General features: G+C 55.6%; 12 protein-coding genes. 10 read left to right on the plus strand and 2 right to left on the minus strand.

Translation table 11 applies throughout. The features are described from left to right. Positions 1 to 4: 4 nt before the first annotated feature. From KVP10_RS15425 to KVP10_RS15460, 8 genes are all read left to right on the plus strand, one after another. Positions 5 to 892, plus strand: a complete 888-nt coding sequence (locus KVP10_RS15425) for a TrbG/VirB9 family P-type conjugative transfer protein (protein ID WP_217965510.1) — start codon at positions 5 to 7, stop codon at positions 890 to 892. Then, positions 889 to 2022 carry a type IV secretion system protein VirB10 gene (virB10, locus tag KVP10_RS15430; RefSeq protein ID WP_217965511.1) on the plus strand — a complete coding sequence of 378 codons (1134 nt, stop codon included), beginning with the start codon at positions 889 to 891 and terminating at the stop codon, positions 2020 to 2022. The genes KVP10_RS15425 and virB10 overlap by 4 nt, the downstream gene beginning before the upstream one ends. Then, positions 2000 to 3007: a P-type DNA transfer ATPase VirB11 gene (virB11, locus tag KVP10_RS15435; protein ID WP_217965512.1), complete on the plus strand. Its 1008-nt coding sequence runs from the start codon at positions 2000 to 2002 to the stop codon at positions 3005 to 3007. Before virB10 ends, virB11 begins: the two co-directional genes overlap by 23 nt. A gap of 148 nt (positions 3008 to 3155) precedes the next feature. After that, the gene (locus tag KVP10_RS15440; RefSeq protein WP_217965513.1) at positions 3156 to 4073 is read left to right on the plus strand and encodes a TrfA; all 918 of its coding nucleotides are present in this window, start codon (positions 3156 to 3158) and stop codon (positions 4071 to 4073) included. A 344-nt stretch (positions 4074 to 4417) separates the two neighbouring features. Beyond that, a complete protein-coding gene (locus tag KVP10_RS15445; RefSeq protein ID WP_217965514.1) occupies positions 4418 to 4855 on the plus strand; it encodes a hypothetical protein in 438 nt (145 codons plus the stop codon). Next, entirely contained in the window at positions 4852 to 5559 is a 708-nt protein-coding gene (gene stbB / locus KVP10_RS15450) for a StbB family protein (RefSeq protein ID WP_217965515.1), read from the plus strand. The genes KVP10_RS15445 and stbB overlap by 4 nt, the downstream gene beginning before the upstream one ends. An 8-nt stretch (positions 5560 to 5567) precedes the next feature. After that, positions 5568 to 6002, plus strand: coding sequence for a hypothetical protein (locus KVP10_RS15455; protein ID WP_217965516.1), 435 nt, complete (start codon positions 5568 to 5570; stop codon positions 6000 to 6002). A 12-nt stretch (positions 6003 to 6014) separates the two neighbouring features. Beyond that, a complete protein-coding gene (locus tag KVP10_RS15460; protein WP_217965517.1) occupies positions 6015 to 7673 on the plus strand; it encodes a type IV secretion system DNA-binding domain-containing protein in 1659 nt (552 codons plus the stop codon). Positions 7674 to 7767: 94 nt separating this feature from the next. On the opposite strand, the gene KVP10_RS15465 is transcribed toward KVP10_RS15460, so the two are convergent. Then, positions 7768 to 9447 (minus strand): hypothetical protein, encoded by a 1680-nt coding sequence (locus KVP10_RS15465; protein WP_217965518.1) that lies wholly within the window; start codon positions 9445 to 9447, stop codon positions 7768 to 7770. Positions 9448 to 9521: 74 nt separating this feature from the next. Next, positions 9522 to 11273, minus strand: a complete 1752-nt coding sequence (locus KVP10_RS15470) for an ATP-dependent nuclease (protein WP_217965519.1) — start codon at positions 11271 to 11273, stop codon at positions 9522 to 9524. Between the two features lie 627 nt (positions 11274 to 11900). Between KVP10_RS15470 and mobF the strand changes: the two genes are divergently transcribed. Further along, positions 11901 to 14798, plus strand: coding sequence for a MobF family relaxase (gene mobF, locus KVP10_RS15475; protein ID WP_217965520.1), 2898 nt, complete (start codon positions 11901 to 11903; stop codon positions 14796 to 14798). Between the two features lie 194 nt (positions 14799 to 14992). Continuing rightward, positions 14993 to 15337 carry a serine hydrolase gene (locus KVP10_RS21610; protein WP_376810953.1) on the plus strand — a complete coding sequence of 115 codons (345 nt, stop codon included), beginning with the start codon at positions 14993 to 14995 and terminating at the stop codon, positions 15335 to 15337. Positions 15338 to 15543: the final 206 nt, after the last annotated feature.

Genomic DNA, 15543 nt, shown 5'->3' on the forward strand with positions numbered 1-15543 from the left:
TCTCATGCTTGAACACTTCCCCAGACGGCAGGCGTTGGCGCTCGTGCTTTGTCTGGCACTGCCTGCAAGCGCGCTAGCGCTGGAAACACCTCGACCCTCAAAATCGGATCATCGCGTACGCTACGTCAATTACAACGCGGCAGAAGTGATCCAGCTCAATGCCATCATTGGTGTGGCAACCCATATTGTCCTGGAGCCAGGCGAGCACTATGTCTACCACGTCTTCGGTGACAGTCAGGCGTACGCGTTTACGTACAAAGACAATCACCTGTTCTTCAAACCGACAGCCGAAAACGCCAACACCAACCTGCTTGTCGTCACCAACCGGCGCGATTACAGCTTCCGGCTTTCGTACAGCGACAATCGCCACTCACCGGCACTGTACAAACTAGTCGTCCGCTATCCCGACACCGAAGCCAAGCAACGTATTCAAGCATCGCGGAAAGCGGCGGTTGAGCAATCCCTACGCACGACAGGCGCTCCAATTAACTGGCAGGCCTACACCCGCAACGGGGATGCAGGCATCGCGCCCGTACATGCCTGGGATGATGGCCGTCAGACCTGGTTGCAGTTTGCCTCTGAGGCCGACATCCCGACCGTCTATCGCGTCACCCCAGACGGTCAGGAAGTCATTACCAACTATCACATGGCCGATCAACGGACCATGGTGCTGCATCGCACTTCAGCCTTATGGCATTTACGACTGGGAAATCAAGTGCTGGCCATCCATAACGATGCTTACGGTGTCACGCCGGTGCCGTCGCATACCGGAACAACCTCGCCTTCGGTCAAGCGCAACATCAAAGGCGCACCTGCATCGCAACCCTCCGCGGTCATGCCCGTGCCCGCCGTGCAGCACAGCGACGACATGCAACAAAGGAATGCCCCATGACGGAAAACGAGCAAGGCACGCTGCCGCTAGACTGCCAACCACCCAACGACCATGCAGCGCCTGACCTGGAGCGGGAGCCTCTGAACCTGGAGACCGCCGGACGCACCGCGCCGCGTGGTGCACGGGCTTTTCTCTGGCTCACTATCCTGGTCGCGCTTGCCGTCGCCATCGGCGTGCTCATCAAGGCCTGGAGCCATGACCAGCAGGAGGACACCAACAACGGCCTGGAAGCGGACCAAAGCGGCATCACCAATCGTCTGAAAACGCCCAAGGTGGAACGCCCTGCGCCACAGCCAGCCCCTGCACCGCCGGTTTCCGATCCCTCACCCGAACCGAGCTATAGCGTGCCGCCGCCTGCGCCGGAAGCACCACCGCCCGCCGATGAATTGACACAGCGTCGGCTGCTCAGCCCATTGCAAAGAAATGGCGGGGACGGAAACGGCGAGACCACGAACCAGCCAACTGCGGCACAAGGCCCGTATAACGATGCAGGCCCCTTGGCCGACAGGTTACGCCCACTGGAGTTATCTCCATCTGTGGCAGGTCAACTTGGCGACAGGAACTTCCTGCTGACGCAGGGCACCATGATCGATTGCACGCTGCAAACAAAACTCGTCAGTACACAATCCGGGTTTCTAACCTGCCTGGCCACACACGATGTCATGAGTGCCAACGGCAAAGTCAAACTCATCGATGCCGGGACCAAATTTACCGGCTATCAGTCTGGCGGCATCCAGCAAGGCCAGGCCCGCGCCTTCGTGACCTGGAACCGATTGGAAACGCCCAGCGGCGTGATCGTGAATCTGAGTTCACCCGGCACCGGCCCGCTTGGCGAAGCCGGGGTGGATGGCGAGATCGACAATCACTTCTGGGAACGCTTTGGCAACGCCATTTTGCTGTCTCTGGTCGGTGATTTCGGCAACTGGGCCTCCAACCAAGGCCAGTCTGGCAACGACAACATCCGTTTTGACAATACGGCCCAGGGTGGCCAGGAAGCCATTGCCAAAATACTGGAGAAGTCGCTGGATATTCCCCCCACGCTTTATAAAAACCAGGGCGAACGCATCGGCATCATGGTCGCCCGTGATCTGGACTTCAGTCACGTCTATGAGCTTGAACCCATCCGCTGAACCGATCCCATTTGATCGCTCCATCTCGGTTCGCACCTTTCTACGACCGTTAACCACCCACTTGGAGAACCCGAGCGTGACGGAAATTGCCATCGTGCGAGCTGGGGAGTTTTACACCCGTACGCGTGGGGCATGGGAGTTGCAGACGTGCCCCTCGCTCACCTACCCGCACCTGGAAGCCCTGGCCACCGCGTTGGCCGCGTACAACCACATGGCCCGCAGCCCCATCCAGTCTGTCATCCTGCCGGACGGAGAGCGTGGCCAGATCGTGATGCCGCCCGCCTGCATCGACGAGACACTGGCCATCAACATCCGCAAACACACACAAGCCGCAATTTCTCTGGAAGAACTGCAGGCACAAGGCGCGTTTGCGAGTACGGCTACCAACGCGGCAAGCGACATCTCGGCATCAGACCAGGCGCTCATGACGCTGAAAAAGGCGGGTGACATTCCCCAGTTTCTGCACGAAGCGATCCTAGCGCGCAGAAACATCGTCATTTCGGGCGCGACGGGATCCGGCAAAACCACCTTTGCCCGCTCGTTGATCGACCGTGTTCCCATCGACGAACGGCTGATCACCATTGAAGATGTCCATGAACTGATCCTGCCACGGCACCGAAACCGGATTCACCTGATGTACGGCGGCACACGCGGTCGAGTCTCGGCCACCGACAGCCTGGCCGCCTGCATGCGATTATCGCCCGACCGGATCTTTCTGGCCGAGCTCCGCGGCCCTGAAACCTGGGACTATCTGGCGGCATTGAATACCGGTCATCCAGGATCAGTCACCACCACACACGCCAACAGCGCCGCCGACGCCTTTGACCGGCTGGCCATCCTTATCAAGCAATCGCCAACCGGCGGCAACCTGGATTTGCCGACCATACAGGCCTTCTTGCGCCAGACCGTCGATGTCGTGCTGCATTTCGAACGCTTTCGGCTCAAAGAACTCTGGTTCGAGCCGAAAACACCAGTCAGCAGTTAGCCCGCCACACCGCCCGTCAGGGCAAACACCTGTTATTGCGTTGTCGGTCTGACATGTTCAGCCGACGATGCTCCCTTCCCCTGAACCCGTGTGAGGCACTGCACACGCGCCAGGCAGGCCTTATACCGGCTCGCCTGGAGCTTGACCCATGATTTCATCCACACGCCAGCCCTTTCATCAGGACGGCAACGTACTGCGTCGGTCTGCCGCCATGCAACGGGCCCACCAAAAGGCCCAGCAGGCCTTGGCGGCAGCCGCAGAAAAGCAGGCTCGCACCCCGACACCCTTTATCCTGCCCGGCATCAAGGAAACGGCGCGCGCCATTCCCAACTACATTGCCCGAAGCGCCGTCTTTGCGCCCGTGCGCCGAGGCTGGCGCACCCTGCACGACGACGCGGTGTTTCTCGAAGGCAGCAACATCCTGCTCAAGGGATCCGGCAAGCAGTTAAGTGAAGACCATGCGGACATCTGGATGCATGCCATGTATCTGCAAACCACGGCCTTGCTCGGCGAAGCACCCGTCATTAACCGCGCCGATTTTCTGCGAGGCATGGGCCGACCGACAGGCGGCAGCCAATACGAGTGGCTGCATGAAGGCATGAAAAATTTGGCCCGTTTTACGCTGTGCATTGAGGCCCGCCGCAAGGACGGCTCCATCAAGTACAGCTATGGCAATCATCCTTCAACGCGAGTGCTCGCCATGATCGGTGGCTTTGATTACGACGCACACAGCGGCTGTTACACCATTTATGCCGATCCGCGCTGGGCACAGATTTTCGGCAATCGAGAGTATGCCCTGGTGGACTGGTCCAAGCGTTTGCAGATGCGGTTGGATCTGTCCAAAAGCCTGCAACGACTCATCGGCACCTCGTCGGACATCCAGCAGAAATACAGCCTCGATATCCTGAAAGAACGTGCGCAGTCTAGCGGTCGTATGCGTGATTTTCGGGTCAGTTTGGAGCGCAGTTTGGCCGAACTGGAGGCGTTGAACGTGATCGCCGAACCCCGAGTCGAGGCGGCCATCAAGGGACATGAACAGGCCGTTTGGACGCGACTGGATCGCTAACCCATCGTGCCATGACGTCTCATCCAGCGCACCAAACTCGCCTTCTCACAACCCGTTTATTGATCATTGATTGACCAAAAAATCGCCTGTGGATAAGTGGTCTTCGGCGGCGGCATAGCATCGCGCCTGCATCGGCATAGCATCGCGGGTTATCGGCACAGCATCGCGCTTTATCGGCATAGCATCGCGCATCGGTTTTGGAAACCCGCATGAATAGGGGCTCTCCAGCGATCTCGACGCCTTCTACCTTATTTCTACCTTATTACTACCAGGCAAGCTTGTGGATAAGTTGCCCTGTGGCAAGCCGCAACCCCACCCCGTTTTCAACTCAACCATGGAAGCCTATGAATGAAGCCCGACCCGTAGCGCGCTATCGCGCCACCCTCGCGACCTTGGATCCTCGCATCAGCACCGCCGCACAACTGCGCGCCCTGTTTCCGTTGATCGAAGCGGAGCTGGCAACGGGTGTCCCACATGCTGCCGTGCTGGACGATTTGGCAGCGGCTGGCCTGCAGGTTCAGTTCGGCACCTATGCCATCAATCTCTACCGCTGGCGCAAAGCGCAGAGGAAAGCCGCCAAGTCACCGTCTCCACCCTCAACCCCCACCTCCTCACCCCCCACACTGGATGCCATTCAGGGACGACCCCGCGACATCCAAACGCCTGGTGATCTGCGAAAGATTCGCGACATGCGTATTGACTTGGAGGCACTGCGCCGAGAAGGCCAGGCCAACCGTACGCCCGCCATTGACAACCCGCCCACCAAAAGGAACAAACCATGAAAGTCGCCGTACTCAACTACACCGGCTCTGTTGGCAAAACGGTCGCTGCTTCACACCTGCTTGCACCCCGCATGAACAGCGCCCAAATCTTCGCCGTTGAGTCCACCAACGAAACAGGCGCAGATCTTGGTCTCGATGTCGATCAGCTACGCGGAGAGCAGTTTGGCCGACTGTTTCGTGAATTGCTGACCCGAGACGATGCCATCGTCGATGTCGGTGCCAGCAACATCGAGGATTTTCTGACGCACATGATGCGCTACGAAGGCGCTCATGAAGAAATCGGCTACTTCGTGTTGCCCGTTATCAATACCGGCAAAGCCCAGCGCGAAACCATCAAAACCGTCGCGGCGCTGGCCGAACTCGGTGTGGATCCCGAACGCGTACGCATCCTGTTCAATCGTGTCGATAGCAGCGTGGCCGATGAATTCCCGTCGATCCTGGCCTATGCCGCCAAGACCGGCGAGGTGCAAGCCAACCCGCACGCGGCCATCTACGAAAACGAAGTGTTCGAACTGCTGGCCGAACAACGCACCACCATTGCCGACGTGCTAGCCGACCAAACCGATTACCGCGCCCTGCTTCGTACCGCCGATCCAGACGACCACGTCCGCATCTCACAGCTAAGCAGTCGCCACGCATTGCGCGCCTTGGCCAAGCCCGTGGATCGGCAAATGAACGCGGCCTTCAGCGCACTGTTTGCCTGAGCGTCACCATGGAATCCAATCTGGCTCCCAATGGCGCTCGCACCAAACTGGACTTGCTGTATCACGAGGTGCTGGGCGAAGTGTCCAACCTGGTGGATCGGCTGGAGCGCACCACTCAGCACCTGCATACCATGCAAAAAAGCATGCAGACGATGGCTGACACACAGCAAGCCTTGCCCCAGCAACTCAGCCACCACCTGACGGCCACCATCGAATCGAGCATCAGGCCGATCCATCAGGAGGCACAGCAGGCCACTCAGGCCATGCTGCAAGACACCCACCAGCAACTGAACATCCTAGCCCGAGAGGCCGCACAGTACGCCCACACAGCACATCGATCGGCGCGTCGCATGACGTGGATTGCCCTGCTTGTCGGCGGTGCAACAGGCGTTCTGGGCGGATTGCTGGCGGGCCTAGCCCTTGGTCACCTACTGATTTCATGAGGACTGGCCACCATGTCCACACTAATTTCTCCCATCACTCGGCGGCGCATTGCCGCCTTTTCATTGGTGATCTTTCCTACAGGAGCCTGGATGGCCGTCGCCACCTGGGCCAGTCACATACACTGGCGAGACTGGAATGCCAGCGCCTTTTGGCACTTCATGGTGATAACGCCGCAGTACCCCTTGCTCTATGGCTCGCTAGGTGTCGGGTTGGTGCTCTCCCTCATCTTCGTCCTGTTTGTCGGGCGCACGGCGCGAACAGAAGGGTTTGAAGGGGCTGGCTACAAACGCTTTGTACGGGGCACGCGCACGACTTCGGCCAAGAGTCTGGCACGCCAGTGTGAAGAAAGCGGCGAGGAACAGATCGACATTGGCGGCATTCCCATGCCAACGGCCAATGAAAACCTCCATCTGCTGATCAGCGGTGCCACCGGCTCGGGCAAATCGGTACTGCTGCGCAACATGGCCGCCTCCGTCCTGCGTCGGTCAAAACGTGACATGAAAACCCGAGTAGCCAGGCAAGCCCCGGACCGCAACGACCGCATGATTGTGATTGATCCCAACGGGGATCTACTCAGCAAATTCTGGCAGCCGAACGACATGATTCTCAACCCCTACGACGCCCGCAGCCAAGGATGGTCGTTCTTCAACGAAGTCCGCGCCGACTACGACTGGAAACGGCTAGCCCACTCAATGGTGCCGATGAGCCAGGACAAAAATGCGGAAGAGTGGAACGACTTTGGGCGACTGCTGCTACGCGAAACCGCCAAGAAACTGCATCAGATGCAGGGCGAACAAGCCAGCGTCATGGATCTGTTTCGCCTGTGTACCATTGAGGATCCCAAGGTCTTAAAACAGTTCCTGGAAGCTACACTGGCCGAATCGCTGTTCGTGGGCTCCAGCGAGGCCAGCAAAGCCTTGTCCTCTGCTCGCTTTGTGCTGTCGAACAAACTGTCGGAGCACACTGGCATGAAGCCCGGGAAATTCTCCATCCGTGCATGGCTGTCCAAACCGGATGGTGGCAACCTGTACATCAACTGGCGCGAGGACATGATGAGCTCCATGAAACCTCTCGTGTCCTCATGGGCCGACGTTTTCATCACGTCGATTCTGTCCATGCCGGAAAGTTCTCATCGGCGCTGGTGGCTGTTTATTGATGAACTGGCCAGCCTGGAAGCGCTCCCCTCTCTGGAAGCAGGACTGACCAAGGGGCGGAAAAATGGTCTGCGCATCGTGGCCGGACTGCAAAGCACATCACAGCTGGAACACATTTATGGCAAAACCATGGCCACCACCATTCGTGCCAGCTTTCGCAACCTGGCAGTGCTGGGCGGCTCCCGCACGGATCCACAGACGGCCAAAGACATGAGCGAAAGCCTGGGAAAACATGAAGTCGAGCGCCCCAAATACAGCGTCAGTCGGAGTGTCGACAACCGGAATACGTCGGACAACATGGAACGAACGACGGAGGATGTGGTGACAGCGGCCCAGATACAGGCGCTGCCATCACTGGGGGGATATGTGGCGTTGGCGGGGGATTTTCCGATTGCGAGGGTAACATTGCCGATTAGGAAGTTTGGATCGGCTGCAGCGGCGTTTCAGGAAGTGGAAGGATTACCGCGTACCGTTACATCCAATACAGTGCCATCAGGTCAGATAGTAGCCGAATGAATATAGTCGGCTACAAACAATCTACGAAATTTAGGTAACAGATACCGCCGAGGCCCGGAAGAAAAACAGCGCTCGAAACCGAGGAGGGGTCACCCTAGTTAGCAAGGTGGCGAAAAAGAATTCCAGTGGGTGATGTGCGCCTTACCTTATCTGCTTCTGCAATTTCGACATACTTTGTCTTTATGTCTTTTAGTGTTGCCAACCCAACCACGCTTAGAGCTGCGGAAATTCCTTGAAGCGGGATACTTCCCGTCATAGCTCCAGCGACTCCAATGGCACCGACAGCCAAGCATGTTGGCACATCTATGCCGTAGAGCTTCAGTTTTCTACGCTTTGCCTCCAGCAGATCTTGCTGATGCTTTCTGAAAGCTAAGTCTAAGTTTTCAACAACCTGATCTGCTGTTCGAAAATAATTTTCTGGATTGACTTTCAGAAGGTCTGATAGTCCGCTCGACAACACCCCCCGCAATTCCTCTGCAAGGCCATTCCTTCGAATCTCCAGCACGGACTCTGGCGGGACATTGCCAAGCCATTGCAAGCTAGTACCTGCCTCCGTAGTGAGTGCGTGCGCAACATGGCATGCCTCTATGTTCCCAGCCCGGTTTCTCGCTCTCGCCCCTTGATATTCTAAGAGCCAAGTGTAGTAGCTCCAAGATGTGGGAGCCGAAATCAACGGAGAACCACCGAACTGGAACGCAGCCTCCTCTGCAGCCATCGCTTGCGGCATCCTCCCAAGGGCAGCAGTGATAACTTGATGTCCCGCGACATCTTGATCCATTCCAGGTAGAACGGGATTCTCAGTCATGGCTGTGCGAAGTTGGTGCGTCGCATCCCCTCCCCACTCAGTATCAAACAATAGCCTTTCCGGACACTTGAGTTGGCTAACAACATCTTCCACGCCGACCAGGCCGCTGCAGAATTCGGTAAGCTCGTCTAGTTCTTGAAAAGAACGGCCAAACAGCCGATTACCGTGTTGAACCATCAACGGTGCCGCTCGTGCTGTTACAGAGTGCTCACTGCCTCGTCCCTGAATATCATCTCGTGAGGGAACAATGAGAACAATCGGAGGCGAGACATCAGCCGTTGCGAGATTTCGGTAAGTCATCACAGTCAGGACGTGCTTTACAAATAGCTTTACAACTTCTGACTTGGGCAGAAAGTTTCCAAGCGGAGCCACCCTAAGAACTGGGCACGGTAAAATTATTGTGTCGACGTAGAGTCCGGCCGTTGAGACTACGTTCTCGTCATACGATGGACACAAGTCACCAGAAAAGACTGATTTGAGCTGATGCCCGTCTTGCAAGTGGTATTCAGAGATCTCACCTGCGACTTCCCAAAAATCCTTTACTGCCTTTTCACAGTCAGGAATAACAGAAAATAGCTTGTCGACAAACTCAGCTTCCTTCGCAAAATGTTCAGCAATTACATATGACGGCACTTTATGCTGCACCATCTGGTCGTACAGCCATCCAAACTGCTCAAAGAGAAACTCAAAATACTTTTCTTGCAGATCCTGCAGAGTCGCAGAATTCTTCATCTCCTCTCGCTGATTCATGGCCACGATTGCGAGTGTTGATGCTCGGATACGCCCGTCTACCGTGCGAGGATCCACTTTCCCATCTGGCCGAAGGCGAATCGCCTCAAAGCTCCGCCGAAAATCCTCGATCAAATGCGGAGCAAAATGAATTTTCCCCGCTTCAAGCCGTTCCTTAAGCAGAAACACGCGATCCGTTAGATCTTGAATTTCTGCTTCTGTGTAGCTTCGGTCATTCATCGTTTGCTACTTCCAAGTAAGGTAACCGGCGATAGTTATTAGAAATCGAGCTTTGCCAGGAAAATTGGTGGTGACTATACCCATTGCGCGAGATCGTGCAGATCTTGGGGCCTCGCAGCATGATTCAAATTGCCAACCTGCATAGCAGTGTTCAGGAAGCCTATTCGATCTTGATCGTTCTTGCCAATGCCCAAGTGAACCTCGATCGCTCCGCCTGACCACACCCAAATATTGTGCTGGCGAAGCATCTGAACAAGCGCATTGATCTCGTTAGGCATGGCAGCGGCCATCCTCTCGAACGCCTCAGCTGAGCTATAGGTCGATATCTCGCCATTGGGGCCTTTTCGAGTTGGCAGTCCGCTGGTATCCAGAAAAATCCCTAACGCGCCAGACTGGGTAGCAAACCAGTTCTTGCAGGCGACAAAGTCTTGGTCAGCCGGATTCACCAGTCCCGCTTTGGGAGCCACCTTGAAAATGAAATCAAGATCTGTCAGCACTTTGGGAGCGAATCCAACTGATTGCAAAATCTGCATCATGGGCATCAGTGCCGAACTGCTTGAACCAGAAACAATGCATCCTTTGTCGTGCGCAAAGGAGTGCCCGTGAACTGCCTGGTATATGTGCGGTAACAACATCTGCTCAGTTTTCCCCTCGACGAGCAAAACCTTTTCAGAAAACAGCAAATGGGTGGCGGACTGTATCGAAAACACAGCTTCCGCATGATGCTCGTGAGCTGCAAATGCTGCAGAGGCAGTCGTCAGCCGTTCACGGACTGCGGTCTTGTTGTCCGCATTCTTATAAATTATCCGTGTTTGTAGCGCGTGAGCTCGTCCTATCAGAAGCGGTGAGTGGGTAGAAAAGATGACCTGGAATGTCTGATTGGATAGAGACAGAAGAGACTCTCTGAGCAACTCAATCGCTTGCGGGTGGAGGTACAGTTCGGGCTCATCGATGAGTAGGACGACTGTACCTCCGGGATTGCCTGCTGCCCCCCCTGTCAGATCCGCAAGGAGTTTGATAAGCGCCATGTGAACACTCCGCTGCGCACCGTGCCCAAACGAAGTAAATGGCCGTGGCCGGCCCTGTGCATCCGACAGAGTAATCGTAGAGGATTTAAACAAGTCTTCGATTTCAGGAGGTGCGAAACTCAGGTGTAGTGATAGCCCTGGAAAGAATGATGCGATTGCAGACGTCGCTTCCGTTTCGAATCCGGCGAGCTCCTCGATTCGGTTCTGCCCATTCAAGTGTCCCGAGACTTGTGCTAACGCAGCACTCATAACATCTATGGCGGCAGGATTGCTGGCGTTGATTCTGCGCAATACATGTTTAAGCAAAAGGCCAATAGTGTTTTTGGCACCGAACTTTCCAACATCCTCACCAGCGTCTTCCATTGCTTCAATGTACAGAGGCTCCGGCAACAACACGGCTATCGCATTGTCAAGACCTGCTGGGTTGTCAACCCAGGCGCGGGCTTGACCATCGAAAACGTCAATTCTAAGCTGTCCCACGGGGCATCCTGGTGATGGCTGCCTGCGGCGAAATATCAGCGATCCATTGTTTAAATATGGAGCTACCGCTTGCTGCTGATTAGGTGGAAGTATCTGTAGATCTACATCTTCAATGGTACCTTCCACTGTGACCGCATTAGTGGGGTCATGGAACATATAATTCGGCAGAACACTCTTACGCAGCAGCCAGTTGATAGCTCGGAGAATGTTGGATTTTCCTGAGTTGTTGTATCCAACAATAGGGTTGAAATCGCTCAGTGAGATCCTCACTGGATCGCACGAGCAGAAATTGTTGATGACGACGTCAGATAGGCGCATTTTTTCAAATAATTTCGTTAGTACAGCCACACACAAGACAACCGCTTCTAGCCGAAATCGGCAACAACAAAGAAAGGGATGCTTAAGGTTCAATCAAGCAACCCATCTCTGCTCGTGTCCTTACTTTGGAACGGTCCATGCCTCAGTAAAACCGTCACTCGACACAATCCCTACACTCACAGCCCCAAGTGCCTGTAGTTCTCTGAGCTCCACAGAGTTTTTGCACAGCCACTGCCGAATCGAAAATTCCGCTGATGGCCCATTGATTTGCGCAACGACGACTGGAGGCACAACATCGGAAAGATATCTAAGCGCCACAACGCGTTCACAAAGAATGGCTGCCAACGCCCATTCATCGCCATCATGCGTATCGCACATGGATTCGGGAAGTGGATATATTTTCATGCCAAGGAAAACACAATTTATCTAAATGTGACTGATTTTAGCTATATCGCCCGATTATTAAAGCTGCTATGCATAGGGATTACCCACAAGTCCCCGAGATAAACCTCATCTCGACGTCTCCGCTGTCACAGTTGAAACAGCAAATTCACACCCTTCAGTAAGGCACCACACGCTCAGCCGTCGAGGTAGCTCCCCCTCAACTCGCTCGTTTCTGGAGTTTCTATGATCTCGCACAGCCAGATCTATCGCGCTCGCGCGTCCGTTGCTACCCACTACTACGCAGGCCAGGCAGACGATTACTACAGCCGAGACGGTGAGGCTGCCACCTGGCAAGGCGAAGGAGCCCGGCGGCTCGGAGCAATCGGTGAAATTGACCCTGCGCGCTTCAAAGCCATGCTGCAAGGCGAGTTTGGCCATGACGTCGTGGAAGGCGAATCCATTCGTAAAGATGCCAGAGCCCGGGCTGCCCTAGACCTCACGTTTGGTGCCCCTAAAAGTATTACTCTGCAAGCCTTGATCGGTGGTGACGAGCGCCTAATCCAAGCCAACGACAAAGCAGTCGCGGTGGCCCTGGACTATGTTGAGCAACACTTGGCTATGGGTCGCCGCAAGGAGAAAGGCAAATCACGTATCGAACACACTGGCAATCTCATCATTGCCAAGTTTCGCCACGAAGCCGCCCGCCCTACCGAGGATGCTGCGCCAGATCCTCATCTGCACGTTCACGCGCTGCTGATGAATCTGACCCAACGGGCCGACGGCAACTGGGTGGCCCTCTCCAATGAGGAAATTTTCAAACTCTTGCGCGTGACAGACTCTATCTACCAGGCAGAATTGGAGCGCAATGTCCGCACGCTGGGCTATGACGTTCGCCATGAAAAGCACCATATTGAACTGGCACACATCAGCCGCGAGCAAATCGAGTTCTTCAGCAAACGAAGCGCCGACATCGCGGCAGAGCTCTCTGCACGCGGCACCAACCGAGACGAAGCCCCTCACGCCCTGCGCCAAGGCATTACCTTGGCCCGTCGCCAGGCCAAAACAGAAAACCTCGATCGCACTGCATTGCAACAACAATGGCGCGACGCCGCCACTGCAATTGGCATGCAGTTTGACCACACGACGCCATCATTTCAGGGACAGGATGTCCCACACTCGCAAATACCGGCCAACCTTGTCGCGGAAGCCTCATTAGACTGGGCGATTCGGCATCTGGCCGAAAGAGAGTCCGTCATGCCCTTGGCAGACCTATTGCGCCACGCGGTACGCCACACAGGCGGGCATGCCAACGTCGCAATCATCCAGGATGCAGTTCAGCAGCGTGTCGAGTCTGGTGCATTGATCCGAGAGGCCCCTCACTACCGCAACTCCCAAGACCAACGCGCATCGCCCATGACACGTGAAGGCTGGGCTGCCGAAGCGACACGCCTATCCAACGTTGCACAGCCTGCCGCTCTGCGACTGGTCGATCAAGCCATTGCATCAGGACGTCTGTTGATGGAAGCCCCACGGTACGCGACTCGGGAAGCTTTCGACGCCGAAGCCAGGATCCTGTCGGCGGAGTTAGCGGGTCGCAATGCCTCGCCCACCACCATTGCCAAACCTCATGTCGCAAACGATCTGGACACGCGCCTGACTCCCGGCCAGCGCGAAGCGGTCATGCTGATTGCAACGGGATCAGATCAGATCGCCGGTATTCAAGGACTGGCAGGCACAGGCAAATCCTTCGCGCTGCAAAACGCACAATCCCTCCTGCACCAGCACGGCCATACGATGGTTGCCCTGGCCCCCTACGGGAATATGGTGCGCAATCTGCAAGACGACAACATATCGGCCAAGACAATCGCATCCGTACTTGCCGCGTCCGACAAACGCATGTTCACCGACAACCTGGACGCTAACACCGTGGTCGTCATCGATGAGGCCGGGGTGGTACCCGTCAGGCAGATGGACAAGCTGCTATCCCTGATTCAACCCACCGGTGCAAAAGTGGTTCTGCTGGGCGACACCGCCCAGACCAAAGCCATTGAGGCCGGAAGGGCATTTTCCATGTTGCAAGAACACGGCATGCGCACCGTACTGATGGGGGATATTCAGCGTCAGCGTTCGGAACGGCTGCGCCAGGCGGTTCAATTAGCTGCCGACGGCCAGGCCAGTCGCTCCCTCCCGCTATTAAACGACATCCGCACCGTTACAGATCAGTTCACGACAGATGAGCATGGCCACAAGCGCCGAGACAGTACGGCACGATATGAGGCCATTGCTCAGACGTATACGAAGCTTTCAGCGACGGAGCAATTGTATACCCTCGTGGTTACGGGCACCAACGACTCCCGCATCGCCATCAATGCCCAGATACACCGACTGCTTGGCCTGCAAAACAAAGGCCGACAATGCGATCTCCTGACGCGCCGTGACACCACGCGCGCAGAGCGCAGTGTGGCTCGCTACTACACAGAGGGCGACATTGTCATTCCCGAACGGGACTACCAGTGTGGACTGAAACGCGGCGAGCCTTACCGCGTAACGGGAACCACACGTCATGACCGCATTACCGTCGAGCCACTGACTGCCAGCCAATCGTCTACGAAGACCATAGAAATTATCCCTAAAACCATGAGCAAGCTATCGGTCTACCACCAGAGCCGAGCCGAGTTATCGGTGGGAGATCGCGTCCGGATCACGCGCAATGACACGCATAACGACCTGATCAATGGCCAACTGGCGACCGTCGCCGCCATTGACTCGGCTCATGTCACCATTCAAACCCAAGGCCGCTACGTACGATTGTCCACAGATCGGCCCCTCAATATGGACTATGCCTACACCACCACGGCACATAGCGCTCAGGGCTTAACTTGCGACCGCGTGCTTTACAACGCGGAAAGCTTCAGTCGCACCACGGCCCAGGACACCTACTATGTCAGTATCTCCCGCGAGCGGCATGAAGTGATCGTGTTTACAGACGATGCGGAAAAACTACCAGAACGCGTGGATCAACTCACATACAAGGGACTGGCACACGACCTGCAACCGGTGGTGAGCAAAGACCTGACAGACGGTCAGAACGAACTGGCTCCTCTTGCCCTACGCGCAGAATCTGAGCTGGAAGTAGGATAACTAGCCGCCTCTTGCCCTCTATTCCACATACCGCCTAATTAACCAAACAAGTAACTGCAACTGTGTCAAAATAGACTTATTGTCATGCTGGGCGCATATCGACCATGGGCTGGCGTTCGCCATACTGAATATCGCCAGCTTACAAAATTGCTAGGGCATCGATATAATTTTTTCGATCTTTGACTTTAAAGAAGATGCCCACAGCTTGCCTTGTCGGCACGCGCGCCCACGCGCGATTATTGTTCATCACATACCGACTTCAGTTGACCTGCTATAGATTATTGATAGGCATCGCTCTGATTGCCTTAACGTCTACCGTGTCACCTGTCTTCGCAAACGATGGTACCTTTCAATCGCAGTCCCACGCCACCTACGCACAGTCTATTGAAGAATACAAAATTCCCGGCCTTGTCGTGGGCGTAACCCTAAATGGTCACCACAGCTTTTATGCAACGGGTCTGGCCTCACGTGCTAACAACAGCCCCAACACCCCTGACACCCTCTTCGAGCTGGGGTCAATCAGTAAGGCCTTTAACTAGACTGAAGCGTGCAACAGCTGCTTACGGCCAGATGCTGTCAATCAGCGGACGCTTTCGACTAGCTGCTTCAGGAAGGTTGCTGCCGATCAAATTGGACAAAGCATTGACCGCTTGTACCGATGCAAGGCATTGCCACATTCTATGGTTGAATGTCAGCAGTATTGCCCAAAGTAGACATTTCTGGACTGCAGCCCAGTCCAGAAATG

The sequence above is a fragment of the Candidimonas humi genome (assembly GCF_019166065.1).
GTDB lineage: Bacteria > Pseudomonadota > Gammaproteobacteria > Burkholderiales > Burkholderiaceae_B > Candidimonas > Candidimonas humi.